Source organism: Aeromonas sp. S5(2024), from assembly GCF_041403025.1.
GTDB classification, from domain to species: Bacteria; Pseudomonadota; Gammaproteobacteria; order Enterobacterales; family Aeromonadaceae; genus Aeromonas; species Aeromonas hydrophila.
The window spans coordinates 38631-62875 of record NZ_JBGLRI010000010.1 but is presented as its reverse complement, the minus strand read 5'-3'; the positions used below and the strand labels follow the sequence as shown (position 1 = coordinate 62875).

At 63.9% G+C, this 24245-nt stretch carries 24 protein-coding genes; 10 read left to right on the top strand and 14 right to left on the bottom strand.

Annotated features, from left to right (window positions below; translation table 11 throughout):
* Positions 1-13 precede the first annotated feature (13 nt).
* The 4 genes from ACB032_RS17790 to ACB032_RS17775 form a co-directional block, all read right to left on the bottom strand.
* Entirely contained in the window at positions 14-634 is a 621-nt protein-coding gene (locus ACB032_RS17790) for a PepSY-associated TM helix domain-containing protein (protein ID WP_371138451.1), read from the bottom strand.
* Positions 635-699: 65 nt separating this feature from the next.
* On the bottom strand, positions 700-2742 hold the full coding sequence (locus tag ACB032_RS17785; RefSeq protein WP_371138450.1) for a TonB-dependent receptor: 2043 nt from the start codon (positions 2740-2742) through the stop codon (positions 700-702).
* Between the two features lie 227 nt (positions 2743-2969).
* Positions 2970-3881, bottom strand: a complete 912-nt coding sequence (locus ACB032_RS17780; protein ID WP_371138449.1) for an ABC transporter substrate-binding protein — start codon at positions 3879-3881, stop codon at positions 2970-2972.
* Positions 3882-3998: 117 nt separating this feature from the next.
* Entirely contained in the window at positions 3999-5063 is a 1065-nt protein-coding gene (locus ACB032_RS17775; protein WP_016349239.1) for a porin, read from the bottom strand.
* Between the two features lie 220 nt (positions 5064-5283).
* On the opposite strand from ACB032_RS17775, the gene glpX reads away from it, so the two are divergent.
* Both glpX and ACB032_RS17765 read left to right on the top strand, forming a co-directional pair.
* Positions 5284-6294 (top strand): class II fructose-bisphosphatase, encoded by a 1011-nt coding sequence (gene glpX, locus ACB032_RS17770; protein WP_016349240.1) that lies wholly within the window; start codon positions 5284-5286, stop codon positions 6292-6294.
* Between the two features lie 168 nt (positions 6295-6462).
* A complete protein-coding gene (locus ACB032_RS17765) occupies positions 6463-6714 on the top strand; it encodes a YkgJ family cysteine cluster protein (RefSeq protein WP_016349241.1) in 252 nt (83 codons plus the stop codon).
* Positions 6715-6879: 165 nt separating this feature from the next.
* Here the strand turns inward: ACB032_RS17765 and ACB032_RS17760 are convergent, their stop codons facing one another.
* From ACB032_RS17760 to hemC, 4 genes are read right to left on the bottom strand one after another with little or no spacing between them, the layout of a single operon-like run.
* The gene (locus ACB032_RS17760) at positions 6880-8043 is read right to left on the bottom strand and encodes a heme biosynthesis HemY N-terminal domain-containing protein (RefSeq protein WP_371138448.1); all 1164 of its coding nucleotides are present in this window, start codon (positions 8041-8043) and stop codon (positions 6880-6882) included.
* A 10-nt stretch (positions 8044-8053) separates the two neighbouring features.
* Positions 8054-9127, bottom strand: a complete 1074-nt coding sequence (locus tag ACB032_RS17755; protein WP_041217696.1) for a uroporphyrinogen-III C-methyltransferase — start codon at positions 9125-9127, stop codon at positions 8054-8056.
* The gene (locus ACB032_RS17750) at positions 9124-9858 is read right to left on the bottom strand and encodes a uroporphyrinogen-III synthase (RefSeq protein ID WP_371138447.1); all 735 of its coding nucleotides are present in this window, start codon (positions 9856-9858) and stop codon (positions 9124-9126) included. The genes ACB032_RS17755 and ACB032_RS17750 overlap by 4 nt, the downstream gene beginning before the upstream one ends.
* Positions 9855-10784, bottom strand: a complete 930-nt coding sequence (gene hemC / locus ACB032_RS17745) for a hydroxymethylbilane synthase (RefSeq protein WP_371138446.1) — start codon at positions 10782-10784, stop codon at positions 9855-9857. The genes ACB032_RS17750 and hemC overlap by 4 nt, the downstream gene beginning before the upstream one ends.
* 323 nt (positions 10785-11107) lie before the next feature.
* Between hemC and ACB032_RS17740 the strand changes: the two genes are divergently transcribed.
* Positions 11108-13642 (top strand): class I adenylate cyclase, encoded by a 2535-nt coding sequence (locus ACB032_RS17740; protein WP_371138445.1) that lies wholly within the window; start codon positions 11108-11110, stop codon positions 13640-13642.
* A gap of 123 nt (positions 13643-13765) precedes the next feature.
* On the opposite strand, the gene ACB032_RS17735 is transcribed toward ACB032_RS17740, so the two are convergent.
* Together ACB032_RS17735 and cyaY are read right to left on the bottom strand one after the other, a co-directional pair.
* Entirely contained in the window at positions 13766-14419 is a 654-nt protein-coding gene (locus tag ACB032_RS17735) for an alpha/beta hydrolase (protein WP_024946059.1), read from the bottom strand.
* Positions 14420-14433: 14 nt separating this feature from the next.
* A complete protein-coding gene (gene cyaY, locus ACB032_RS17730; RefSeq protein WP_043125653.1) occupies positions 14434-14748 on the bottom strand; it encodes an iron donor protein CyaY in 315 nt (104 codons plus the stop codon).
* A gap of 73 nt (positions 14749-14821) precedes the next feature.
* Between cyaY and ACB032_RS17725 the strand changes: the two genes are divergently transcribed.
* The 6 genes from ACB032_RS17725 to ACB032_RS17700 all read left to right on the top strand — a co-directional run bounded on the left by ACB032_RS17725 (position 14822) and on the right by ACB032_RS17700 (position 19647).
* A complete protein-coding gene (locus ACB032_RS17725; protein ID WP_017408874.1) occupies positions 14822-14998 on the top strand; it encodes a lipoprotein in 177 nt (58 codons plus the stop codon).
* 20 nt (positions 14999-15018) lie between these two features.
* Positions 15019-16269, top strand: a complete 1251-nt coding sequence (gene lysA / locus ACB032_RS17720; protein ID WP_371138444.1) for a diaminopimelate decarboxylase — start codon at positions 15019-15021, stop codon at positions 16267-16269.
* Positions 16270-16334: 65 nt separating this feature from the next.
* Positions 16335-17165, top strand: a complete 831-nt coding sequence (gene dapF / locus ACB032_RS17715) for a diaminopimelate epimerase (protein ID WP_011704447.1) — start codon at positions 16335-16337, stop codon at positions 17163-17165.
* An 80-nt stretch (positions 17166-17245) separates the two neighbouring features.
* Complete coding sequence (locus ACB032_RS17710) at positions 17246-17926, top strand: DUF484 family protein (RefSeq protein WP_016349251.1); 681 nt, start codon at positions 17246-17248, stop codon at positions 17924-17926.
* On the top strand, positions 17919-18896 hold the full coding sequence (gene xerC / locus ACB032_RS17705; protein WP_371138443.1) for a tyrosine recombinase XerC: 978 nt from the start codon (positions 17919-17921) through the stop codon (positions 18894-18896). Before ACB032_RS17710 ends, xerC begins: the two co-directional genes overlap by 8 nt.
* Before the next feature lie 40 nt (positions 18897-18936).
* The gene (locus tag ACB032_RS17700; RefSeq protein WP_371138442.1) at positions 18937-19647 is read left to right on the top strand and encodes an HAD-IA family hydrolase; all 711 of its coding nucleotides are present in this window, start codon (positions 18937-18939) and stop codon (positions 19645-19647) included.
* A gap of 97 nt (positions 19648-19744) precedes the next feature.
* Here ACB032_RS17700 and ACB032_RS17695 read toward each other — a convergent pair whose 3' ends face one another.
* Together ACB032_RS17695 and ACB032_RS17690 are read right to left on the bottom strand one after the other, a co-directional pair.
* Positions 19745-20146 (bottom strand): STY0301 family protein, encoded by a 402-nt coding sequence (locus ACB032_RS17695; RefSeq protein WP_024946062.1) that lies wholly within the window; start codon positions 20144-20146, stop codon positions 19745-19747.
* A gap of 41 nt (positions 20147-20187) precedes the next feature.
* Positions 20188-21714: a mechanosensitive ion channel family protein gene (locus ACB032_RS17690; protein WP_039212899.1), complete on the bottom strand. Its 1527-nt coding sequence runs from the start codon at positions 21712-21714 to the stop codon at positions 20188-20190.
* A gap of 133 nt (positions 21715-21847) precedes the next feature.
* On the opposite strand from ACB032_RS17690, the gene ACB032_RS17685 reads away from it, so the two are divergent.
* A complete protein-coding gene (locus tag ACB032_RS17685) occupies positions 21848-22243 on the top strand; it encodes a hypothetical protein (protein WP_161772480.1) in 396 nt (131 codons plus the stop codon).
* A gap of 9 nt (positions 22244-22252) precedes the next feature.
* Here ACB032_RS17685 and ACB032_RS17680 read toward each other — a convergent pair whose 3' ends face one another.
* Positions 22253-23023, bottom strand: coding sequence for a gamma-glutamyl-gamma-aminobutyrate hydrolase family protein (locus ACB032_RS17680; RefSeq protein WP_371138441.1), 771 nt, complete (start codon positions 23021-23023; stop codon positions 22253-22255).
* Between the two features lie 361 nt (positions 23024-23384).
* On the bottom strand, positions 23385-24194 hold the full coding sequence (gene yidA, locus ACB032_RS17675) for a sugar-phosphatase (RefSeq protein ID WP_371138440.1): 810 nt from the start codon (positions 24192-24194) through the stop codon (positions 23385-23387).
* Positions 24195-24245 lie beyond the last annotated feature (51 nt).

The window sequence follows — 24245 nt, the reverse complement described above, 5'->3', positions numbered from 1 at the left end:
GTCGGTAAAGGCGCTAGAGCAGGGCCACCAGCACGGTAACCAGGGCGCCCAGCAGCAGCAGGGCGATGCCGCGCGCGGCCGGGCCGTGCAGCTTGTTCCACATCAGCAGGCTGGTGAGGGCCAGCAGCAGCATGGCCAGCGCCGCCAGATCCCCCACCAGCTGCCACGGCAGGCCGGTGCCCATGCCACGGTGCAGCCGGTTGAGGCTGGCGGCAAAGTTGGCCTGCTGCAGTTCGGTGCGCACCAGCAATGTGCCCGCCACATAGCTGGCGGCCACGCTTTCGCTCAGGGTGACGCCGCGCATCTCCCAGCGGGCCGGCAGGGTGAGCGGGCCGTCGGGGGTGGGCAGGGTCTGGGGCGGGGTGAGCTGGACGCGCCCCTCCTCGAATCCTGCTGGATAGCGTTGTTGCAGCAGGCTTTTCAGCTCGTCCGGGCTGGTCAGCGGCGCGCTCAGCACTATCTCTTCGCTGGACTTTTCGGTGTGGGGGCCGGGCAGCGGCAGCACGGCCCTGTGTTGCAGCCAAAGGCCGGTGAGGCCGTAGAGCAGCATCAGGGTGAGGGTGGCAAAGCCGGCCCAGGCGTGGATGCGGCGCACCCATTTGTTGTTGTGCAGGGGGAGTTTTCTGCGTTTCATCGCTCGGTGCTTCATAAAAATCTGGCCAGCGGAAGCTGGCCAGAGGGATCGGGACAAGGCGGGGATCAGAAGCGGTAGGCGGCGCTCAGATGCAGCTGACGGGGTGTGCCCGGCATGATCTGGGAGGCGCTGGTGGCGCTGACGAAGTAGTCGTGATCGGTCAGGTTCTCCACGCTCAGCTGGGTTTCCCACTGCTGCCAGCGGTAGCCGGCACGGGCGTCGAAGCGGGCGTAACCGGGCAGGGTGGTGGTGTTGGCGTTGTCGGCGAAGCGATCGCCCACCGCGGTCACCCCGGTCTCGCCGAACCAGCCCTGCTTGCCACTCTGATAGCCGGCGAACAGCTCGCCGTTCTGGCGGGAGACGTTCATCGGCCGCTTGCCTTGCAGATCGGCGTCCGCCTTGACCTGCTCGGCATCCTGGATGGCGATGCCGCCGCGCAGGTAGAGCTCGTCGGTCAGCTGGGCGCGGGCGCTCAGCTCGATCCCCTCGGTGCGCTGCAGACCGGTGAGGATCACCTTGGTGGGATCCAGCGGATCCTTGCTGCGCTTGTTGTACATCTCCAGCCGGTAGAGGGAGAGGGTGGTCGCCAGGCGGCCATCCAGCCAGTCGCTCTTCACGCCGCCTTCGTACAGCCGGGTGTGCTGGGGATCCAGATTGTTGTTCTTGTCGCCTGGGGTGATGCCGATCAGCTCGCCGCCCACCGGGGTGAAGGTCTTGCTGTAGGAGGCGTAGAAGGCGTGCTCCTCGATCGGGTTCCACACCAGACCCAGACGCGGGCTCAGGCTGGTGACCGAGACGGTCTCCTCCTTGTTGAGGTCGTTGCGGCGGCTGGTGACGGTGAAGTCATCGCGGCGCAGACCCGCCAGCAGGTGCCAGTCGCCCAGGCTGAGCTGATCCTGCACATAGAGGCCGTAGCCACGCACCTTGTGGTTGGCGTCGCTGGAGAGCTTCATGGCGCCGTCGTAGGTGGGCAAGGAGCCCGGATCATAGAGGTTGCCGGCCGGGATCGCGGTGGCGTTCTGGTAGAGCTTGGGGGTGCGCTCCTGCCAGTTTTGCTCGAAGCCCACCAGCAGACGGTGCTCGACAGGGCCGGTCTGCAGCTGGCCTTCGGCCTCGGTGTTGCTGATCAGGCTGTTGGCCTTGAGATCCTGTTGCCAGCGGGAGCGGGTCACCTGATCCCCCTTCACGCTGGTGACATAGGTGTTGTCGAACTGGCTGTCGAGGCTGGTGTAGCCCAGCTGCTGGCGCAGTTGCCACTGATCGTTGATGTCCCAGGTAAAGCGTGAGCGGGTGGACTGGGCCACATCGTCGATGAAGTCGCGGCGGGTGTCGCTGTAGACATACTCCTTCGGCACGTCGGCCGGCCGGCCGTTGACGCCGGGGATGCCGCGATCCGGGGTGCGGTCGTGCTCGTTGCGCTCGTACTGCAGCAGCCAGTTCAGCTTGTCGCTGATCTCCCAGTTGACGGAGGGGGCCAGCAAGGTGCGCTTGCTGGTCACGCCGTTGCGAAAGCTCTCTTTGTCTTCCTGAGCCAGGTTGAGGCGCACCTGCACCTGTTCACCCGCTTCGCCGTTGAGGTCGGCGGCCAGCCGGCGACTGTCGAAGCTGCCAACCTGGGCGCTGACGCTGGACTCCAGCCCCTTCTGCGGCTTCTTGCTGACCCGGTTGACGATGCCGCCGGTGCTGCCACGGCCATAGAGCACCGCCGCCGGTCCCTTGAGCACTTCGACCCGCTCGGTGTTGCCAAGGTCGCGGGTGTACTGCATGTCGTCGCGAAAGCCGTCCAGATAGAAGTCGTTGCTGGCGCTGAAGCCGCGGATGTTTACGCCATCGAAGCGGGTGTCACCGCTGGCGTTGACGCCGGGGATGCCGGTCAGCGCCTCGCTCAGGGTGGGCTGGCCAAAGGCGGTCAGCTCGCTGGCCTTGACGCTGTCGATGGCCTGCGGCACCAGCTTGGCCGGGGTGTTGGTGCGGGTCGCGGTGGCGACCTCTTCATGTTGGCTGCGCTTGCCGACCACTGTCATGGTCTCGTCTTCGGCGTGTGCGCCGGCGCTCAGGGCCAGCAGGGCGACACTCAGCAGAGTGCGCGGGTGGTGAGGTGTGTGCATGTTGCGTGTTGACTCTTGAAGAAGCGACCTGATGGTCTGAACTTATTGATTTATTTGTAATTATTTTGTTTTCTCCCATTTTGGAGGATGCTAATGATATTGATTTTCATTAGCTGTGCAATAGAAACATGTTTTGGCGATGGGACTGGGTATCGGATGGCTCGCCACCGCCGACAGGGCGCCCTGTCGGCAAGGTGACGGGAGGAGGGAAGAAGGGGGATGAGGGCTCAGTGGTCGGCGGCAGAGGGGGCGACCTTGGCCAGCTGCTTGCCCAGTACCAGCCGCGGAGCCGGGTCGGTCTGCAGCGGGATATCCTGCAGCGAGGTGCCCTGCAGGTTGCGGTGGATGATGTTGGCCGCCATCTGGCCGAGGGCCCGATAGCTGCTGATGGTGCCGACGGTGCAGCCGTGCTCGACATAGAGCTCGGCGCTGCAGATGGTGGGAATGCCTGCCTCGTTGAGGGCGGCCAGCAGCTCGGGGGCGATGGAGAGCAGGTAGCTGTCGGCGGCGAGAAACACGATGCTCTCTTTGGCGTCGTGCTGCAGTCGCTTGAGTTCGCTGGCCAGCCGCCGCTTGTCCGGCGCGATGCGCCAGGTGGTGAGCTCCCACTGGTAGCGACGGGCTTCGCGCAGCAGCAGCTCGCCGGTCAACAGGGTGTTCTGCTCGCGCGGGTTGAATGGCAGCAGCAGCCCCTTGCCAGCGGGCAGATAGCGGCGGGCGTTGGCGAGCTGCAGCGCCATCGGCACCATGTTGCTGGTGCCGGCCACCATCTGGTTTTCCGTCTTGTCGTCGGACAGGAATCCGGCCCCGACGGGGTCGGACACTATGCTGAAAATCAGCGGTTTGCGGTTGCCCACCAGGCTCTTGACCATGGCCGTGGCGGTGGTGCCGAAGCAGTAGATGTAGTCGTAGTCGGCGAGGGAGGGCAGCAGTTGCTGGCGCAGCAGGGTGGCCAGCGCGGTTCTGTCCTGATTGGCGTTGAAGGTGACGAAGGTGGGGTGATGATCGAGCCGGTTCAGCTCGTCGCGAAAGCCGCGTTCGGCGTCCGTTTCGCCGCGCCACAGCACCATGGCGATGGTCAGCGCCTGGACGGGCAGGGCGCAGAGCAGACAGCAGCAGATGAGCAGGCGTAGCGGCATGATGATCTCCTCGTCGTGGTTCTGTTGAGCCTAGATCATGGGGAGCAGGGCACGCCGACGCGGATGCAAAAGAGCGCGCCGGCATCAGCCGGCGCGCGCAGTGCAGAGGGGCCCGACTTAGAAGTCGTAGCGGGCCGCCAGCTGGAAGTCATCCTTGACGTTGAGCTTGCCGCTCTCTTTGCTGTCGAGGTTGTTGATGCGGTACTCGCCGATGACGCGCAGGTTCTTGTTGAACTTGTACTGGGCGCCCAGGGTGTAGTAGTCGATGGAGTCATAGTCGGCCTTGCCGTCCTGCTCTACCTTCTGCTTGTTCCACAGCGCCATCAGGCCGAAGCCGTTCTCGAAGTTGTAGCCCAGCGCCCCTTCCCAGCCGGTGTGATCCTTGCCGGTGGCCAGGAAGTCGGTGCCGTCCGCATAGCTCAGGGCGGCGTAGACGGCCTTGTTGTCGTACTTGGCGGAGAGCAGCCACAGCTTGGCATCTTCTTCCCCGTTCTTGTCGCGGATCCCCACGTTGTAGGCGGTGCCCAGCGCCAGGTTGAACGGGAAGGTGTAGGCCACGGCGGCGCCGTAGGCTGCATCGCTGTCCTTGCTGGTGGTCTCTTCGGTGTCACCGCCGTCGAACTTGTAGCTGGTGTCTACCTGGAAGCCGTTGAACAGACCGGAGTACTTCAGCACGGAACCGGCACGGTTGGTGGCGAAGGTGTCGGTCTTGGCACCCAGCGCGTCGTTGCCGTAACCGTCGGAGAGAGAAACGTCGGTCCAGTCAGCCAGGAAACCCGGAGCCCCTTTCTGGCGACCGAAGGTGATGTTGCCCCAGTCGGCGCCAACACCGGCGAACGCCAGACGGGTACGCAGGTTGTCGGAGTTCTCGCTGATGGTCTTCTCGCTGTCGTTGATGTACATCTGCACTTCGTACTGGGCCAGCGCCTTCAGTTGGCTGTTGATCTGGCTGTCGACCTTGGCGCCGAAGCGGACGAACTGGTTGGCGCCCTGCTTGTCGCTGTACTCCTGAGTCCCGTTCGGATGGGTGCTGTCGACCCCTTCCTTCTTGTCACCGAAGAACTGGCCGGCGTAGATGCGGCCGTACAGATCCAGGGTGGTGGTGTCATTCTTGTAAACTTCAACGGCGTGAGCCTGGAAGGCCGCGGTGAGAGCCAGTGCCACTACAGTCAGCTTTTTCATCTTAATCCCTTGTGTTGCAAGCTTTGTTGTAAAAGACGGGGGCCATGCTAGGCAGGGGGGATGACAGCGGGGTGACACTCTCGTGAAGTGTCGGTGGCGGTTTGATGTCAAATTGGTGAAAGGGCCGTGTTTTGTGTGACGAACCGCCACTTTTGCGCGCAAAGGTTTGCCCTTGTGGTAGAATGCCGCCCGTTTTCGAGCTCCAAAGGTTGGATATGCGATGAGACGTGAACTGGCAATCGAGTTTTCCCGAGTGACGGAAGCGGCTGCACTGGCTGGCTACAAGTGGCTCGGACGTGGTGACAAGAATATCGCCGATGGGGCGGCCGTTGCGGCCATGCGCCATATCCTCAATCAGATCCAGATCGATGGTGAGATTGTGATCGGCGAGGGTGAAATTGACGAAGCCCCTATGCTCTACATCGGCGAGAAGGTGGGCACGGGTCTGGGCGACGCGGTGGACATCGCGGTCGATCCCATCGAGGGTACCCGCATGACCGCCATGGGTCAGGCTAATGCCCTGGCCGTGCTGGCCGTCGGCGACAAGGGTTCCTTCCTCAAGGCCCCCGACATGTACATGGAGAAGCTGATCGTGGGTCCCAAGGCCAAGGGTGCCATCGACCTCGATCAGGCGCTGGAGCTGAACCTCAAGGCCGTAGCCAAGGCGCTCGGCAAGCCGCTCTCCCGCCTGACCGTGATCACCCTGGCCAAGCCGCGTCACGACAAGGCGATCAAGGAGATGCAGGGGCTGGGTGTGCGGGTGTTCGCCATTCCCGACGGCGACGTGGCTGCCTCCATCCTCACCTGTCTGCCGGACAGCGAAGTGGACATGCTGTATGGCATCGGCGGCGCGCCGGAAGGGGTGATCTCGGCGGCAGTGATCCGTGCGCTGGACGGTGACATGCAGGCCCGCCTGGTGCCCCGTCACCAGGTCAAGGGTGACAGCCCGGAAGTGCGTGCGCTGGGCGAGCAGGAAATTGCCCGCTGCGAGGCGCTCGGCATCGACGTGAGCAAGGTGCTCAAGCTGGAAGACCTGGCCAAGAATGACAACGTCATCTTCTCGGCCACCGGCATCACCAAGGGTGATCTGCTGGACGGCATCACCAGTGACGGCGTCATGGCGACCACCGAGACCCTGCTGATCCGTGGCAAATCGCGGACCATCCGCCGCATCAAGTCGATCCACTTCCTGGATCGCAAAGACAGCGTGGTACGAGACATCATCCTCTAATCAGGATGCACGCGGGGCAACCCCCATGGTACCGCCTGAAAAGCCCGACGCTGTCGGGCTTTTTGTTGTCTGCTTGCAAGGACACTATTTCATGGCGGGGCCGGGATAACAGTGAAGAAAATCCCCGCCCTTTGCTAAACTGGTTCGCCCTGCCGAGGAAAGCATTACATGGAATGTCGTCAAGGTTGCGGTGCCTGCTGCATCGCCCCCAGTATCAGCAGTGCCATTCCCGGCATGCCCGACGGCAAACCGGCCGGCGTGCCCTGCGTGCAGCTCGATGCGCGGCTGGGCTGCAAGATTTTCGGCCAGCCCGAGCGGCCGGCGGTGTGCGGCGGCTTTCGTCCCATGCAGGACGTGTGCGGCTATCACCGGGAGGAGGCTATCTGGCTCATCGGTGAACTGGAGCGAATGACGGCCTGAGGCTGACCCTCTCCCTCGGGATGAAGGTGGGTGAGGGGGGTTGCTGGTTCCCCCTCATCCCCGACCCTTCTCCCGCGAGGGGAGCAGGGAGAGCAGCCATTCGGAACAATCCCAATAAAAAGAGGCCGCAACTGCGGCCTCTTTTTATTTCGCGACGAACTGGTATTAGACGTCGGCCAGCTGCAATGCCTGGCGGTAGTACTCGTTTGCCTTGTTGGTGAGGCGGCGCTTGTCCATTACCTGACCGAGGGCGTGGTAGACGGCGGCGTTCGGCGCTTTCGCGACCTCCTGCTCCAGCAGGTGCTGGGCGTCGTCCAGCTGACCGGCCAGCAGGTAGACCTGGGCCAGCGCCGCGTCGACGCCAGGCTGATCCTGGATCTTCTGCAGCAGGGTCAGCATCGGCTGGTAGCTGTCGAGCTTGAGCTTGGGCAGACGGGCCAGCAGCTGGGGCGAGACCTGCTTGCGCAGTGCATCCAGCCACAGCTCGGCGGCTTCATTGTCGGCCCCCAGCTGGCGCAGGCGATCGCCATAGGCGGCCAGCAGATCTGGATCCTGGCGCAGCTTGCGCGGCAGCTCCTGCCAGATCGGGCGCAGGGTCTCGAGGGCGCCGCTGGCGGCGTTCAGGCGACCACGCCAGGCCTGCTGCAGCAGATCCTCTTCCTGTTTGGGGGTCAGCTTGCCCACCTTGTGCAGCACCGGGATGAGGTCGATGAGGGCAGCCCAGTCCTCGCGGGCCAGGTGCACCTGGCGCAGCTGGTCCAGCACCATGGGGTGGCGCGGGTTGAGGGCATAGACGGATTCCAGCATGGCCAGCGCGGTGTCGTACTGGCCCTGCTCGATCTGCAGCTGGGTCTGGGTCAGGGTCAGCGCCAGCTCGGCCTTGGGGTTCTCCTCCTGCGCCTTTTGCAGGTATTGGTCCCGGCGCACGTCATCGCCACGGGCCTGGGCCGCCTTGGCGGCGCTCAGGTAGTTGAGCAGCGGAGTGTCGCTGTTGCTGGCGCCCTTGAGCATCAGCTTCTCGGCCTGGCTGTAGTGCCCCTCGGCCATGGCCAGGGTGGCGGCCACGGTCTGCTGGTTGGCCTTGCGGCGCCGGCGCGAGCCGTACCAGCCCAGCGTCTTGCGGCGCAGGCCGAATACCCGGCCCAGCAGCCACTCGACAATGAGCAGGGCACCGTAGAACAGCACCGCCAGGATCACCGCGCTGGTGACCGAAGATTCAACCGTGTAGTTGCCCAGCGAGATCAGCACATAGCCCTTGTTGCCGGAGGCCTGCGGGCCGAAGATGAGGCCGGCCACCATGGCGGCCACCAGTACAATCAGACGAATCATGGTGCCCTCCTCAGTTGCTGGCCAGAATGCGCTGCAGGCGCTCGGTCAGCACCTCTTCCAGCATGGCCTGGGTCTTGAAGCGATCCGGATAGTTGAACTGGATCTGCTCCCCCTTGAGCTTGTCCAGCTCGGACTGCATGTAGTGGGTGGCGCTGTTGTCGGTGTCGAAATACTGGGTCAGCCAGCGCTGGGCCTTGTCCAGGCTATCGTCATAGAGGGCCTGCTGCTCGCGGTAGACGGCGAGCTGGGCCTGCAGCAGCTTGGTCTTGAGGTTCTCGCGCAGGAAGATCTCCTGCTGCGGGGAGAGCAGGGCCTCCACCGCGCCGTCACGACGGCGGATGGTGATGAAGTTCTCGGTGAATTTGACCCAGTTCTTCTTGAGATTGCTCTCCCACTCGTCCGGGTTGGTGCTGACGGCCTGATCAGGCTCGCTCTTGGCTTCCGGCATGCTGACGGTGGAGAGTGGCAACAGCTCGATCTGATCGGAGAGGGCGGCCAGCTTCAGAGTCAGCCCTTCGCGGTCGATGCGCGGCATCCCCTTGAGTTGGGCGATGTCTTCGGCCAGCGCCTTGCGGATGGGCATCAGGCTGGGATCGTTGAGCGCCTTGATGCGCTCGTCGGCATTGCCGAGCAGTGTGATGGCGGAGACGAGGTCGTGTTCCAGCCACAGCTTGCGACCGGCCATCCGCACCAGGTATTCGGATTCGGCCAGCATCCAGTCATTGGGGCGCTTGTCGTTGAGATCCAGCACCCGGGTCTGCAACCCCTTGAGCTCGTCCTGCAGCAGTTGCTGCTGCTTGCCGAGGGCGGCCAGCTGTTCGCCATCCTTGCTGTTGCTCTGGTCAAGCTTGTTCATGGCCTCGGCCAGTTGCAGCTTGAGCTGGTTCAGCTCGCCCTGCTGAGCCACGGCACTCTTGTGGCCGTGCAGATAGAGGCCGCCGGTCAGGCCGAGGGCCAGCAGGATGGCGATGCCGCCGACCACAGCACCCGAGCTGCTCTTCTTGTTGTTGACCTTCTGGCCGGGTTGCTTGTTGTCGGCCACGGAGGCCGCGGCACTCGGCTGGACTTCTTGCTGTTCAGTCATTCCATCTTCCTCAGTTCCAGAGCGGCCGTCAGGGCCTGGTTGGATGCACCCTGGGCAATCGTGATATGGGTAAAGCCCGCCGCTGCGGCCATTTCGGCCACCCGCGGGCTGGGCACCACCAGCAGGCGGTCGTGCAGCCAGGGCAGCTGTTGGTCCGGGACCAGTTCCAGCAGCCGTTGCAGCAGTTCACCGCTGGTGACGAGCAGGCTGTCGAGCCCGGCCGCCTGCCAGTGGCGAGTCAATGCATCCCCGTCCAGTGCGGGGTAGTGGCGCTCATAGGCCGCACAATAGTGCACCAGTGCGCCGCGTGAGGCCAGCGTCCGGGCGATGAGATCCCGGCCGCCATTGCCGCGCAGGATCAGCACCTGCTTGCCGTTCACCTGTTGCAGGCCGGGCAGGGCCAGCAGCCCTTCGCTGCGCGGATCGTCCGGGCTCAAGGCCTGGATGCCCACCTCGGCGAAGGCATCCGCGCTGGCCTGGCCGACCGCAAAGTAGTCAATATTTGGCCAGGTCTGACCAGTTTGCAACAGAAAATGATGAGTGAAATGAACTGCATGCATGCTGACAGAGATGACGATGTCGGCCTGGGGCAGCAGTTCGGGCAGGCGGTGCAGTTCGCTGCCCGCCACGGTTTCCAGCAGCGGGCAGCAGAGCGGTGCGTGGCCGTGCTGGCGCAGCAGCGCCGCCAGCTCGGCGGCCTGGGCGGCCGGGCGCACCACCAGCGGGATCATGCCCGGTAGACCTCGGCCAGGATGACATCGGCACCATCGGCCAGCAGACGCTGGGCCAGGGTGTGACCGAGGGCCTCACCGTCGGCCAGCGGACCGCGGATCTCGTCGCGAATGACACGGCTGCCATCCGGGCTACCCACTAGCCCGCGCAGCCACACTTCTTCCCCTTGCACCAGGGCGTAGGCCCCGATGGGGACCTGACAGCCCCCCTGCAGGACACGGTTCATGGCGCGCTCGGTCAGTACCCGGATCCGGGTCTCGGGGTGTTCGAGCGGTGCCAGCAGGGCGTGCAGCTCGTGATCGTCGAGGCGGCACTCGATGCCGACTGCACCCTGACCATTGGCGGGCAGGCTCTGTTCCGGCTCGATGAAGGCGGTGATGCGGTGCGCCATCTCCAGCCGTTTCAGGCCGGCGGCGGCGAGGATGATGGCGTCGTATTCACCGGCGTCCAGCTTGGCGAGACGGGTGTTGACGTTGCCGCGCAGGTCGCGGATCACCAAATCTGGACGTGCCGCGCGCAGCTGGCACTGACGACGCAGGCTGGATGTGCCGACCACGGCCCCCTGCGGCAGCTCATCAATCTGGCCGAAGCGGTTGGAAACAAAGGCATCGCGCGGATCTTCGCGCTCGCAGATGGTGTGCAGACCGAGCCCTTCGGGGAACTCCACCGGCACGTCTTTCATGGAGTGCACGGCGATGTCGGCCCGTCCCTCCAGCATGGCGGTTTCCAGCTCCTTGACGAACAACCCCTTGCCGCCCACCTTGGCGAGAGGGGTATCCAGGATCTTGTCACCCTGAGTGCTCATGGGCACCAGCTCGACCTGTAACTCGGGGTACAGGGCTTCCAGCCGGTCTTTGACGAAGTTGGCCTGCCACAGGGCCAAGGGGCTCTTGCGAGTGGCAATTTTCAGGGTTCGGGCTGCCATATCAATCAGTTGTTTCATCTTTAGAAGGAAAACGATCTTACCACCCTTTGCAGGGGCTTTCATGGCACAGCCTGCAAAAGCGGGCTCAAGCTCAAAAACGGCTGCTGAAAATGATTTTTATTAAGTCTGGCTTTCCGGTTAATTTGTTGAAATTACAGATTTTTATTGCTTTCCAATGATACTGTTTAGTGACTTGTCATAAATAATCCGGCGATTGTGTGCGGGCTTGTTTACCACCGCTGTTTGCATTGTTAACATGATCACACTTTTTTGACGTCTCCCCGTTTTGGTGCGTCATTTCTTACCTCGGTATAGGCAGGGCATTGCTGGTAAAACTCGACACGCTGGTGGCGCGCTACGACGAACTCAATCGTCTCAAGACGCAACGGGCGCTAGGTCTCATGAGTCGCTACGGGCAGCAGGTTTTTCAGCTGCTACCCGTCATGCTGCACTTCAATCACCCCCTGTTGCCCGGTTATGTGGCGGGGGATGTGCCGCACGGCATCTGGAGTTTTACCGCCAATGACGCCCAGCAGGCCTTCATCGAGGACCTGTGCCAGAACGCCAACTGCCTGAACGGCCTCACCACCCATGACAAGTCGATCCAGGGGCTCTACTCCATGGGCAGCACCTCGTCCATCGGCCAGTGCTGTCACTCGGATCTCGACATCTGGGTCTGCCATGTGGCTGGTTTGTCGCAGGAGCGGCTCGAGCTGCTGGATCTCAAGTGCCAGCAACTCTCCAAATGGGCTGAGCAGCGGGGGGTCGATCTCAACTTCTTCCTGATCCCCGAGGACAAGTTCCGCCAGCGCAACGATGCCCAGATGCAGGGTGAGAGCTGCGGCAGCGCCCAGCACCTGTTGCTGCTCGACGAGTTCTACCGCAGCGCCATGCTGATCGCCGGCAAGCGGCTGCTCTGGTATCTGGTGCCCAGCGAGTATGACGATCACTACGACGATTACGTCAACGGCCTGTTCGCCCACGGCAAGCTGAGCCAGGATGACTGGCTCGATCTCGGTGGCTTCAACCGCATTCCGGCCGAGGAGTACTTCGGCTCCGCCCTCTGGCAGCTCTACAAGGGTATCGACTCCCCCTACAAGGCGGTGCTCAAGTCGGTATTGATGGAGGCCTACTCCCACGAGTATCCCAACACCCGTCTGTTGTCGGTGACCAGCCGCGACTGGTTCCAGCACAACGAGGGGATGCACTACCGGCTCGACAACTACTGCCTGATGCTGGACAAGGTGACCAACTACCTCAAGTCCATCGGCGACATGCAGCGGCTCGATCTGGTGCGCCGCTGCTTCTATCTGAAGGTGTGTGACGGTCTCAGCCACCCGAAGGAGGAGCATTCCCCAGCCTGGCGCCGCGAGCAGATGACCCAGCTGGTCTCTTACTGGGGCTGGAGTCAGGAGCGGTTGCACCATCTGGATCACCGCCAGGAGTGGAAGGTCGAGGACGTCAAGGTGGCTCATGCCGAGCTGCTGGAAGCCCTGATGCAGAGCTACCGCAACCTGATCCAGTTCGCCCGGCGCAACAACATCAGCGAGTCCATCAACCCGGAAGACATCGGCATCCTGTCGCGCAAGCTCTATGCCGCATTCGAGAGCCTGCCGGGCAAGGTGCAGCGCATCAACCTCAAGATTGCGCCGGACTTGAGCGAGCCGGATCTCAGCTTGGTGCAGGTGCCGCACGGCCGCTTGAACCGCGCCGGCTGGTATCTCTACAAACATTCGCTGGAGCCGGCAGACATCATCGGCCGGGCGCCGCTCGAATATAACGGCTACATCAGCAAGCTGGTGTCGTGGGCCTACTTCAACGGCCTGCTGACGCCGCAGTCGCGAGTGCACCTGTTCAACCAGGGCTCGGATCTGCACATCGACAACCTGCACCAGTTCTGTCGCGATCTGTCCGGCACCTTCCCGGTCAAGTATCCCCGCGCCACCAACCTGGCCCTCAGCCGGCCGTGCGAAATTCGTCAGCTCTCCATTTTCCTCAACCTGGAGACGGACCCGACCAGTCACTGGGTGGGCCAGGTGATCGAATTCGACGCCAACGCCGCCGACGTCTTCTCGTTCGGCCGCAATCAGGAGTGTCTGGTGGGGTCGGTGGACCTGGTCTATCGCAACTCCTGGAGCGAGATCCGTACCCTGCACTTCCAGGGGGACGAGGCGGTGGTGGACGCTCTCACCACCATCCTCGGCAAGATGCACCAGGATGCCGCCGCCCCCGAGATGATCGAGGTGTTCTGCTACAGCCAGCACTTCCGCTCCCTGGTGCGCACCCGCTTCCAGCAGCTGGTGGCCGAATGCATCGAGCTGCGCCTGGCCCGCGACAAGCAGCAGCTGGTCAAGACGCTGGCGCTCGGCAAGGAGAAGTACGGGATCTTCTTCGAGCGGCGCGGGGTGTCGGTCAAGAAGCTGGAGAACGCGGTCGACTTCTATCGCCACATCTCCCACAACAAGCTGGATCACCTGCCGCTGCGGCTCGACAAGACCCACAGCCAGCATCTGCCCGGCATTGTCGATGCCTACGCCAGCGAGGGGCTGGTGCAGTTCTTCTTCGATACCCGGGATGCGGGCACCAACATCTATATCCTGGACGAGGCGAACCGGGTGGAGATCTACCAGCACTTCGCCGGTAACAAGGATGAGCTGGTGCAGGGGGTGAACCGCTTCTATACCTCCAGCCACGAGCGTTTCAGCGACGCGGGCCAGTTCAGCAACTTCAACCTGCCCCAGTACTACGAGATAGTGCAGATCAATGGCGAGCTGGAGGTGATCCCCTACCGCAGCCAGGGCCAGCTGCGCGACGGTGGTCAGGGGCGCGAGCTCGGCTCCGCCGCAGGCGCGGGGTAGGGCAGGGGCCGGTCCGGCGTGCGCGCAAGCGCCCTGGTCTCGGCCCCCTGCTGCACAGGATCATCGCTCATATCGAATGAAAACGGCCTGCATCTGCAGGCCGTTTGGCTATTCGCGGTTGGCTCAGCCCGCGAGGCGGGCCAGCAGCCACTGACGGATGTCGTCGAGCTGCGGGCGGCAGATCTCGTGGCGCATCGGGTACTCGTGCCACGCGGGGGAGAGCCCGGCCGCCTCCAGCCGGTTCTTGGCGTCCCAGCCCATGGAGAGGCTCACCACGTCGTCATAGATGCCGTGCATGTAGCAGATGGGCAGGCTGCGGGCAGCCTCGCTCATCTCGCCGAGCAGGGCGTCGGGCGCCGCCAGGTAGGTGGACATGCAGAGCAGGCCCGCCAGTTGCTGCGGCAGGCGCAGGGCGGTGAAGGAGGCAATCACGCCCCCCTGGGAGAAGCCGGCCAGCACGATGCGCTCGGGGGCGAAGCCCTCGGCTACCAGCTGCTCGATCAGCGCGGCGATGCGGGCCGCGGACTCCCTGACGTGGGATTCCACGGCGCGATCCGCCGGGTTGTCGAAGCTCTTGATGTCGTACCAGCCGCGCATCTTGTAGCCCATGTTGATGGTGATGGCGCGCTCCGGCGCATCGGGCAGCAGATGACGCACCGGCAGGTCGGCGGGCAGCGCCAGCGCATCCACCAGCGGGGCGAGGCCGGCGCCGGAATCCCCCAGCCCGTGCAGCCAGATCACCGCGTGACGGGCGCCTTCAGGATGCAGATCGATCATGGCGGGCTGCACCATCATGGGAACTGGACGGGTTCGCCCGCCTGGGTGGTGCAGGCCTTGCTCAGCAGCGTCTTGAGCTCGTGACCGAAGCGGTTGTCGATCCAGGTTTCTCCTTGCAGCTCGAAGTGGAAGCCGTTCTCGCGGGTGGCGACCCAGATCTGGTGCAGGGGTTCCTGCTTGTTGATGATGACCTTGGTCTTGTTCTCGAACGACAGGGTCAAGACCCCGCCGGCACGCTCACAGTCAATATCCGGATATCCTGCGTCGACGGTGTCCTCCACATATTGGAAAAAGGCGTCGGTCAGGGCGTGATACTCGTGATCCTTCATCGGTTTATCCTGTTGCTTTTAACAATGTGAGTGCGATTATAGAGGGCCAAAAATTTTTTCGCAGCGAACCATTATGATTACCCAGCTTACCAAGTGTCTGCTTGCCACTCTTCTGTCTCTTGGTTTGGCCGCGTGTGGCCTGACGGGACCGCTCTACATGCCGCCCCCCGAGCAGCCCCAGACCCAGAGTACACCGCAAGCACAGACGCCTGCGACCGCCGAGGCAGCCCCAGAGGCCGCGCCGCAATAATTTAGGAAGGAACCGCCCCCTTGGATCACTTTAACTACGACGCCGACGGCCAGCTTCAGGCCGAACACACCTCGCTGCAACAACTTGCCGAGCAGTACGGCACCCCGCTGTACGTCTACTCCCGCGCCACCCTTGAACGTCACTGGCACGCTTTCGACAAGGCGGCGGGCGACATCCCCCATCTCATCTGTTATGCGGTCAAGGCCAACTCCAACCTGGCGCTGCTCAACCTGCTGGCCCGGCTGGGTTCAGGCTTTGACATCGTCTCCGGCGGCGAGCTGTCGCGGGTACTGGCGGCGGGCGGCGATCCGGCCAAGGTGGTCTTCTCCGGGGTGGCCAAGAGCGAAGCCGAGATGCGCCTCGCGCTGGATAAAGAGATCCTCTGTTTCAACCTGGAGTCGGAAGCCGAGCTGGAGCGTCTGAACCGGGTGGCGGGCGGCATGGGCAAGAAGGCCCGGGTGTCGGTGCGGGTCAACCCGGACATCGACGCCGGTACTCATCCCTATATCTCCACCGGCCTCAAGCAGAACAAGTTCGGCATTCCCATCGAGCAGGCGCCCGCCATCTACCGCAAGGCGGCGGCCATGGCCAACATCGAGATCGTCGGGGTGGATTGCCATATCGGCTCCCAGCTCACCGAGCTCAATCCGTTCATGGAGGCGGCCGACAAGCTGCTGCGGCTGATCGACGGCCTGGCGGCGGAAGGCATCCACATTCACCACCTGGACGTGGGTGGCGGCCTTGGGGTCAACTATGGCGCCGAGCAACCTCCCCATCCCAGCGAATATGCCGAGGCGCTCAAGCAGAAGCTGGCGGGCCGGGATCTGACCCTGTTGTTCGAGCCGGGCCGTGCCATCGTCGCCAACGCCGGCGTGCTGCTGACCCGGGTGGAGTACCTCAAGCCGGGCGAGACCCGCAACTTCGCGCTGATCGACGCCGGCATGAACGATCTGCTGCGTCCCTCGCTCTACGGCGCCTGGATGAACATCATCGAGGTAGACAGCCGCACGGCCCACGATCCGGCGCTGTACGACGTGGTCGGTCCGGTCTGCGAGACCGGTGACTTCCTCGGCAAGGAGCGCACCCTGGCGATCGCCGAGGGCTCCCTGCTGGCGGTGCGTTCCGCCGGTGCCTATGGCTTTACCATGTCCTCCAACTACAACACCCGTCCCCGCGCCGCCGAAGTGCTGGTGGACGGAGCGCAGTCGTTCCTCATCAGAGAGCGCGAGCAGTTGGCCGATCTCTGGCGCGGTGAGCATTTACTGCCCTGATTGTTAATGGATTTCTCTAAGCGTTCCTCCAGGTGAGAGCGTGAACAAGGGTACAGGAACGCACGATGTTGATAGATTTTTCCAAGATGCACGGGCTGGGGAACGACTTCATGGTGGTGGATGGCGTCACCCAGAAGGTGTTTTTCAGCAATGAGGTCATCAAGAAGCTGGCGGATCGCCATTTCGGCATCGGCTTCGACCAACTGCTGCTGGTGGAGCCGCCCTATGATCCCGAGCTCGACTTTCACTACCGCATCTTCAATGCCGATGGCAGCGAGGTGGAGCAGTGCGGCAACGGTGCCCGCTGTTTCGCCCGTTTCGTGCGCCTCAAGGGGCTGATCAACCGGGATCGCATCGCGGTCAGCACGGCGCGCGGCCGCATCGTGCTGCAGCTGGAAGGGGAGAACCAGGTCACGGTCAACATGGGGGTGCCCCAGTTCGAGCCAGGCAAGATCCCGTTCCGGGCCCAGAAGGCGGAAAAAACCTACCTGCTGCGGGCCCAGGAGCATACTGTGATGTGCGGGGCCGTCTCCATGGGCAATCCTCACTGTGTCATCGAGGTGCCCTCGGTAGCCGATGCGCCGGTGGCGACCCTGGGTCCCATCATGGAGCGACACGAGCGCTTTCCCGAGCGGGTCAACGTCGGCTTCATGGAGATGGTCAACGCCAGCGAGATCAAACTGCGGGTGTTCGAACGCGGGGTGGGCGAGACCCTGGCCTGCGGCACCGGCGCCTGCGCCGCCGTGGTGGTGGGCATCAGCCAGGGCAAGCTCAAGGAGCGGGTCACCGTCACCCTGCCGGGGGGCAAGCTGACCATCGCCTGGAAGGGGCCGGGTCAGCCGGTCTACATGACCGGGCCGGCCGAGCATGTATTTGACGGTCAGATAGAGTTATAGGCACGGGCGGGGAGGCCCCCGCTCTGCCAAGCACTAATGTCGGGGCCTTGTGCCCCTTTTTCGGATGGACCAACCAAGTTATGAGCGAACTCAAACGGCAGGAACCACTGGTGGATGAAGCCACAGTGCTGGAGTACCTGGCCCGTTATCCCGAGTTTTTCCAGCGCCACGCGGCCATGCTGGACCGGATCCGCATTCCTCACGAACGCAAGGGCACCGTCTCGCTGGTGGAGCGCCAGCTGGACAGACAGCGCGAGCGCATCGAGCAGCTGGAGCAGGAGATCACCGAGCTGATGGGGATCGCCAGCGAGAACGAGCGGATTTTCCGGGTCTATGCCGATCTCTACGGCGAGCTGTACGGCTGTCAGAGCCTGTTCGAGGTGAGCGCCGTGATGGGCAAGGCGTTCGTGCAGCGGCTGCGGCTGACCGGCCTGCGGCTCTGGCTCAGCCCGAAAAAATTCCAGTTGAGCGGCCCCGAGCAGAAGTTCATGGCGGAGGGCAGACAGCTCGAACAGCTGCTGGGCCAGCGCCTGCCGGGTCAGGATTACTACTTCGGCCGGCTCAACCAGAGCGAGAAGCAGGCACTGTTCGGCCACGACGTGCTGGTCAACTCGGTGGCCCTGATGCGGCTCGGCGATCTCGGCGTGCTGGCCTTCGCCAGCTCGGATCCGAGCCACTTTACCCCCCACAACGACACCCTGCTGCTGGGCCAGCTCGGCCGCCTGCTGCAACTGCGTCTGCCCGAGCTGGCGCGTGGCTAAGACGCCGGCCAGATCCCCCGCCAAGGCGCCGTCTGCCGCCGAGCCCCTGCCGGCCGCGCTGGCTGACGAGCTGGCGGCTTTCATCGAATACCTGCGGGTCGAGCGCCAGCTCAGCCCGCACACCCGCAGCAACTACCAGGCCCATCTGGAAGCCATGACCGCCGAGCTGGTGAAGCTCGGGGTCGACGACTGGGCCCGGCTCGAGGCGAGTCAGGTACGCAGTCTGGTGACCCGGATGCACAAGGCGGGGCTGGCGCCCCGTTCGCTGGCCACCAAGGTCTCCGCCCTGCGCAGCTTCTGCGACTGGCAGGTGCGTCAGGGGCGACTGGTCGCCAATCCGGCGCGCGGCATCGTCACCCCCAAGCAGGGGCGGCCGCTGCCCAAGAACCTGGATGTGGACGAGATGTACCAGCTGCTCAACATCACCGACGAGCAGGATCCGCTGGCGGTGCGGGATCGCGCCATCATGGAGCTGATGTACTCCTCCGGCCTGCGGCTGGCCGAGCTGGTGGGGCTCAATCTGGCGGACGTGAAGCTCGACGAGCGCCAGCTCAGGGTGACCGGCAAGGGCTCGCGGGAGCGGGTGTTGCCGGTGGGGCGGATGGCGGTGGAGTGGCTGCAAAAATGGCTCAAGTTGCGCCCCCTGCTGGCCGGCGATGAGCTGGAGGCGCTGTTCGTCTCCAAGCGCAAGCAGCGGCTGTCGGCTCGCTCGGTGCAGGAGCGGCTCGACGGCTGGGGCAACAAGCAGGCGCTCAACGCCCATGTCCATCCCCACAAGCTGCGCCACAGCTTTGCCACCCACATGCTGGAGTCCTCCGGCGATCTGCGGGCGGTGCAGGAGCTGCTGGGTCACGCCGATCTCTCCACCACCCAGATCTACACCCACCTCGACTTCCAGCATCTGGCCAAGGTGTATGACAGCGCCCATCCAAGGGCGAAGCGGGATCCCGCCACTCCGGACGACGAATGAGGAGGGCCGGGCACGCCCGGCCTCGACAAGAGGAGATACCATGCAGTTCTATCGCCGCTGGCAGCCGGTGGCCGCCATCTCGTTTGACCTCGACGATACCCTCTATGACAACGGCCCGGCCATCGAACGGGCCGAGCAGTGGATGCTGAGCCACCTGCGCAGCGAATACCTGGCCACCGCCATGCTGGACAAGCCGCGCTGGCAGGCGCTCAAGCACAACCTGCTGCTGGAACAGCCGGCACTGCGCCACGACGTCAGTCTGGCGCGCCGGCACGGCATTCAGGCCGCGCTGATGGCGGGGGGGATGGTGCAAGAGTTGGCGGAGCGTGAGGCAGCGTCGGTGTTCGCCGGTTTTCTGGCTGAGCGCTCGAAGATCGAGGTGAGCGACCAGACCCACGCCCTGCTGGCCCGGCTGGCCGAGCACTACCCGCTGGTGGTCATCACCAACGGCAATCTGGATCTGACCCGGGCTGGTCTCGCGGATTACTTCACCCTGGTCTGCAAGGCTGGCCTCGGCAGCAGGATGAAGCCGGCGCCGGACATGTTCGTAGAGGCGCAGAGGGCACTCAAGCTGGCCCCCGGCCAGATCCTGCACGTGGGGGATCATCCACAGACCGACGTGCTGGGGGCCCGGCTGCACGGCTTCAAGGCCGCCTGGCTCAACGAGCGCGGTCAGCCCTGGCGACAACTGCAACTGCTGCCGGACGTGGAGCTGACGGCGCTGGGCGAGCTGGCGGAACTGCTGCTCTGATCAGGCCTCCACTCCCACCAGCTCCGGCCGACATGCATTCCCTGTCGGCCGATCATGCTCCGCAGGCAGCAGCCATCGTTGGGTCATGCCGGAGTGGTCACTCGTTGCGGCAGATCAATCCGCGTAGATCGTAAGGCTCGGGCTGGTTGACCCGGCAGTAGCTGATGCCGGCGGGCAGCGCCTGCTGCAGGGTGATGGCGGTCTCCCGATAGTGGCAGACCAGATAGAAGGGGCGAGGGTTGCGGCGATCCAGACTCCAGTAGTGCAGCGCGTCGCTGTCGCCGTTGTCCGGCTTGAGCTGGGCTCGCTCATCGGGGTCGCCGTCGAACAGGGCCAGGTTGTCCAGCCGGTGGCTGAGGGGCTGGTGTTGTTCCCCCAGATCGTTGCGGGTGACGGCCTGCCACCCCGGGCTGGTCCCCAGCTGCTGCTGGCGGGTTTCAATGGTTGCGGGGCAGTCAAATTGCAGGGTGGCGCTCAGGGCCAGTGCGGTCAACAGCATGAAATGCATCTCTGGTAGAAAGCCTGAGCCGCCATGCTACGTCATCGACCGCCAAACAGCGCCATCAGTTTGTCCAGCAGATCCCGTGGCGGGGTGATCTGCTTCATGGCCTCCGCCTCCCGCGCCAGCAGCTCCTGCTGCTCCTGCTGACGGGCGCTCAGCACCTTGTAGAGCGGCTCGAGCAGGGAGCCGCGCTGGGCCACCAGCTCCTGGAACATGGCCTGATTGATGCGATAGGTTTCGACGGTCCCCAGGGCCCGCACCGTGAACGGGCTGGGCTCGCCGGTGAGCAGGCTCAGCTCGCCGAAGAAATCGCCGGCATTGAGGGTGCCGAGCGGCAGCTCGCGCCCTTCCACCTCCACCAGCATCTGGGCATCCCCCTTCACCAGCACGAACAGCCAGCCGGAGACCTCCCCCTGGCTCAGCATCCGATCGCCGTTGACGAAGGGGGCGAACTTGACCTGATCCGCCAGCCGCAGCAGCTCCTCCTCCTGCAGCATGGCGAACAGCGGCAGGCGGCGCAGGGTGTCGGTGCGCTCGGCGGTATGCCGTTTGTGGCGCTGATCCTTGTGATCCTGATCCGTGGTCATGAAGACGTTGAAGATGGGCGGGGTCAGGCGCCGGTCGTTGCGGCGCAGGGCGGCATCGATCAGGGTGCGCACCGCCGAGTCGGTGGGATCGTCCACCGCCAGATCGGTGAGCCAGTAGCGCACCGCGTAGCGGGCGATGCCGTTTTCCACGTTCATCAGCAGGCAGTCCGGCTGCGGGCTGGCGGAGACGTGGCGGATGCGGGTCTCCCGCAGGGATTGCTCTACCAGGGCGATGATCTGGGTCGGCAGGGTATCCAGGGTGATGTCGAACCAGACCCAGCGGCGCCACTGCAGGGGGGCGTTCTGCCGCCGTCCGAGCACGGTGAAGCGCTGCTTGAGCAGGTGGCTGTTGGGGATCACCACCGTCTCCCAGTTGCGGGTCTCGATGGTGGTGGCGCGCCAGTTGATCTCCACCACCCGGCCCTGGGTGGTCTCCACCTGCAGCCAGTCACCGATGGCGATGGAGTTGTCGAGCTGGATCGAGACGCCGGCCAGCAGGTTGCCCAGGGTGTCCTGCATGGAGAAGGCGATGACGGCGGTGATGACGGCGGAGGTGGTGACGATCTCGCCGAGGGCCATGCCGGAGGCGTAGAGGCGGAACAGGCACCAGCCGATGTAGCCGACCGTGATGACGATGTCGGCGATGATGCGCGGGATGCGGATCTGGCACAGGGGCAGCAGAAACTGGAACAGCAGGATCCCCCAGATTTTCACCAGCACCAGCCCGGCCAGCAGGCTGGAGATCTCCACCAGCCAGTGGTGGGGCAGTGGCAGACGAAACCAGCCCCCCTCGAACTGGATCAGCAGGATCACCACCAGGCTTATCATCACGAAGCCGAGCTCGCTCACCAGCTCCCGACGGCGGCCGGGGCTGCGCAAGAAATGGGTGAAGAGCAAGAACAGGGTCAACAGGGTCCAGAATGGGTGTTCGCCAATCCACAGCAGGGTAGGTAGCGCAACGAGGTTATCGCTAAACATAGCAGCCCCTTATCATTGGTTATTTCCAGCATAGTTGGTTTCAACCCGCTAAATGGGTGCGGGGCGGGGGCAATTTATTTATGCTGGGCGCCGGTCTGACGAGGGAGTGGTACGAGTGCGCACGCTGAACAAGATGGTCTGGATTGCCGGGGCCTGGTTGCTGACGGGCTGTGATCAGCTGGCCGACAAGTATCGGGTCGAGTTTCGCGATGGCTCCTGGCGCGAGATCGCCATCACCCCCTTTGCCGACGAGGCGCGCTGGCGCGAGGGCTGCGCCACCGGCGAGGTGCTGAGCGACATGATGCTGCCGCTCAAGCGCGGCAAGACGGTCAACGGCCGTGAGCAGCTCTTGATCGGCGGCGAGCTGTTCGAGCTGGACGACAGCGCCCTCTATCGCAGCAACGGCATGGTGTTTGGCCACACGCCGGATCACATCCAGCGCGGCCTGAAGGGGCTGGAGGTGTGCCGAACCCTGCGCCCGGATCGCGGTGCGCTGCCCAAGCTCAAGGCGCGCGGGTTCGGCGACTAGCCGGCTGCGTCAGAGGCCGCTCAGACGGGCCCGGCAGGCGTCGCCAAAGGCCTCGAAAATCTTGATGGAGTGAGGGTTCTCGCTCGCCTTCCACTCCGGGTGCCACTGCACCGCCAGCAGGAAGGGGGAGAGAGCGGGGGCGTGGATCGCCTCGATCAGCCCGTCTTCGGCATGGGCCAGCGGCTCCAGCCCCTTGGCCAGCGTCTTGATCCCCTGGCCGTGCAGCGAGTTGACCGGGATCGACGGCTGTCCCATCAGCTCCGCCAGCCAGCTGCCCCGCACCAGCTCGACCTGATGGCTCTCGCCATACTGATCGTCCACCGGATCGTCCGCATCCTCCCGATGATCGTCATAACCTGGCTCGCTGTAGACCTTCTGGTGGATGTCTCCCCCCAGCGCCACGTTGATCTCCTGCATGCCGCGGCAGATCCCGAGGATCGGCAGGCCGCGGTCGAGGGCGGCCCGCACCAGCGGGATGTCGAACAGATCCCGGTCCCTGTCTTGCTGCTTCTCCGGGGTGAGGTTCTCCTGGCCGTAGAGGGCGGGATCTATGTTAGAGCCGGCGCCGCTCAGATAGACGCCATCCGCCAGATCCAGATACTGCGCCAGATCCTCGGTGCCGCAGCAGGTGGGCACCAGCAGCGGCACGCAACCGCTGATCTCCACCAGCGGCTTGATGTATTTGTGGGTCATCACCTGATAGGCGTGGCCATTGCGGGGCTGGGCGCCCGTGGTCATCAGTACGACGGGTTTACGCGGGGTGTGGGGGCTGCGAGTCATGATTCACCTTGGCTGTCCTTAGCGGTCCTGCGCCTTGGGCAGGCCCTTGCCGTCGTCAGCGGGGCAAGGGCATGCCTCAAGGCATGGTCGTGGGATCGGAGGTGCGTTGCACAGCCAGAATCGTCGGTCAGCCTGGGCAACGACAGCCTGGATCCTGATCCCAGTCTGCCAAGGCTGTTCAATATGTCAAACAAAATGATGCCGATATGTTAAATATATTCTGCGCTCGACTGGCTTGAGTCCCATTTAAAGGGGCCTGTAGCGAGAAAGGGGAGAGGGAAGTGCATTTCTGTGGTGGATATATTAAACATTCCGCGCTGACGGCCGGATAGCAAAAGGGGCCCGCAGGCCCCTGGTCGTGTCAGGCGTTCAGGATGAAACGCTCGATCACCTGGGCGACCCCGTCTTCATCGTTGCGCCCCGTGGTGTGCTGGGCCAGCGCCTTGATATCGTCGGTGGCATTGCCCATTGCCACCCCCAGCCCGGCGTATTCGATCATGTGGTGATCGTTGCCCGCATCCCCCACCGCGATGACCTGGGAGGCATCCAGCCCCAGGTGCTCGGCCAGGGCGGCGACGCCGGTCCCCTTGTTGCTCTGCTTGTTCATGAATTCGAGGAAGTAGGGGGCGCTGCGCACCACGGTATAGCACTGGTAGAGCTCGGCCGGCAGCTTGGCGATGGCGGGGGAGAGCAGCGGCTCGGGATCGATCATCATCACTTTGAGGATCTGCTCGTCGGCGGGCAGGGTGGCGAAGTCCAGCAGCTTGATGGGCATGTCGATGAGGCGGGATTCGTGCTCGGTGTAGGGGCTGACCCTGGGGCTGATGAGCCCCCGGTTTACCGAGAAGCCGTGCACGTTGACGCCCAGCTCGTCGGCCAGGGCGGCGATGGCGCTGGCATCGCTGCCGGTGAGCAGCTGGCTGCGGATGATGCGCTGATCGGCCACCTGCTGCACCAGGGCACCGTTGTAGCAGATGACGTAGTCATCCTGACCGGTGAGGCCGAGTTCCACCAGATAGCGGCTCATCCCCTCCAGCGGCCGGCCCGAGGCCAGCACGACGGTGACGCCCTTGGCGCGGGCGGCGGCAATGGCCGCGTGGGTGCGGGGGGAAATCTGGCCCTGGGAGTTCAACAGGGTGCCATCCATATCCAATGCGATCAGCTTGTACATCTCTCACTATCCTGCGGTCTGGCTGGCCCGCCCGATGGGGCCAATGGGAGG

Coding starts and splice junctions, on each gene's coding strand:
- ACB032_RS17790 (WP_371138451.1), bottom strand. CDS start 634: ATGAAACGCAGAAAACTCCCCCTGCACAACAACAAATGGGTGCGCCGC.
- ACB032_RS17785 (WP_371138450.1), bottom strand. CDS start 2,742: ATGCACACACCTCACCACCCGCGCACTCTGCTGAGTGTCGCCCTGCTG.
- ACB032_RS17780 (WP_371138449.1), bottom strand. CDS start 3,881: ATGCCGCTACGCCTGCTCATCTGCTGCTGTCTGCTCTGCGCCCTGCCC.
- ACB032_RS17775 (WP_016349239.1), bottom strand. CDS start 5,063: ATGAAAAAGCTGACTGTAGTGGCACTGGCTCTCACCGCGGCCTTCCAG.
- glpX (WP_016349240.1), top strand. CDS start 5,284: ATGAGACGTGAACTGGCAATCGAGTTTTCCCGAGTGACGGAAGCGGCT.
- ACB032_RS17765 (WP_016349241.1), top strand. CDS start 6,463: ATGGAATGTCGTCAAGGTTGCGGTGCCTGCTGCATCGCCCCCAGTATC.
- ACB032_RS17760 (WP_371138448.1), bottom strand. CDS start 8,043: ATGATTCGTCTGATTGTACTGGTGGCCGCCATGGTGGCCGGCCTCATC.
- ACB032_RS17755 (WP_041217696.1), bottom strand. CDS start 9,127: ATGACTGAACAGCAAGAAGTCCAGCCGAGTGCCGCGGCCTCCGTGGCC.
- ACB032_RS17750 (WP_371138447.1), bottom strand. CDS start 9,858: ATGATCCCGCTGGTGGTGCGCCCGGCCGCCCAGGCCGCCGAGCTGGCG.
- hemC (WP_371138446.1), bottom strand. CDS start 10,784: ATGGCAGCCCGAACCCTGAAAATTGCCACTCGCAAGAGCCCCTTGGCC.
- ACB032_RS17735 (WP_024946059.1), bottom strand. CDS start 14,419: ATGATCGATCTGCATCCTGAAGGCGCCCGTCACGCGGTGATCTGGCTG.
- cyaY (WP_043125653.1), bottom strand. CDS start 14,748: ATGAAGGATCACGAGTATCACGCCCTGACCGACGCCTTTTTCCAATAT.
- ACB032_RS17725 (WP_017408874.1), top strand. CDS start 14,822: ATGATTACCCAGCTTACCAAGTGTCTGCTTGCCACTCTTCTGTCTCTT.
- dapF (WP_011704447.1), top strand. CDS start 16,335: ATGTTGATAGATTTTTCCAAGATGCACGGGCTGGGGAACGACTTCATG.
- ACB032_RS17710 (WP_016349251.1), top strand. CDS start 17,246: ATGAGCGAACTCAAACGGCAGGAACCACTGGTGGATGAAGCCACAGTG.
- ACB032_RS17700 (WP_371138442.1), top strand. CDS start 18,937: ATGCAGTTCTATCGCCGCTGGCAGCCGGTGGCCGCCATCTCGTTTGAC.
- ACB032_RS17695 (WP_024946062.1), bottom strand. CDS start 20,146: ATGCTGTTGACCGCACTGGCCCTGAGCGCCACCCTGCAATTTGACTGC.
- ACB032_RS17690 (WP_039212899.1), bottom strand. CDS start 21,714: ATGTTTAGCGATAACCTCGTTGCGCTACCTACCCTGCTGTGGATTGGC.
- ACB032_RS17685 (WP_161772480.1), top strand. CDS start 21,848: ATGGTCTGGATTGCCGGGGCCTGGTTGCTGACGGGCTGTGATCAGCTG.
- ACB032_RS17680 (WP_371138441.1), bottom strand. CDS start 23,023: ATGACTCGCAGCCCCCACACCCCGCGTAAACCCGTCGTACTGATGACC.
- yidA (WP_371138440.1), bottom strand. CDS start 24,194: ATGTACAAGCTGATCGCATTGGATATGGATGGCACCCTGTTGAACTCC.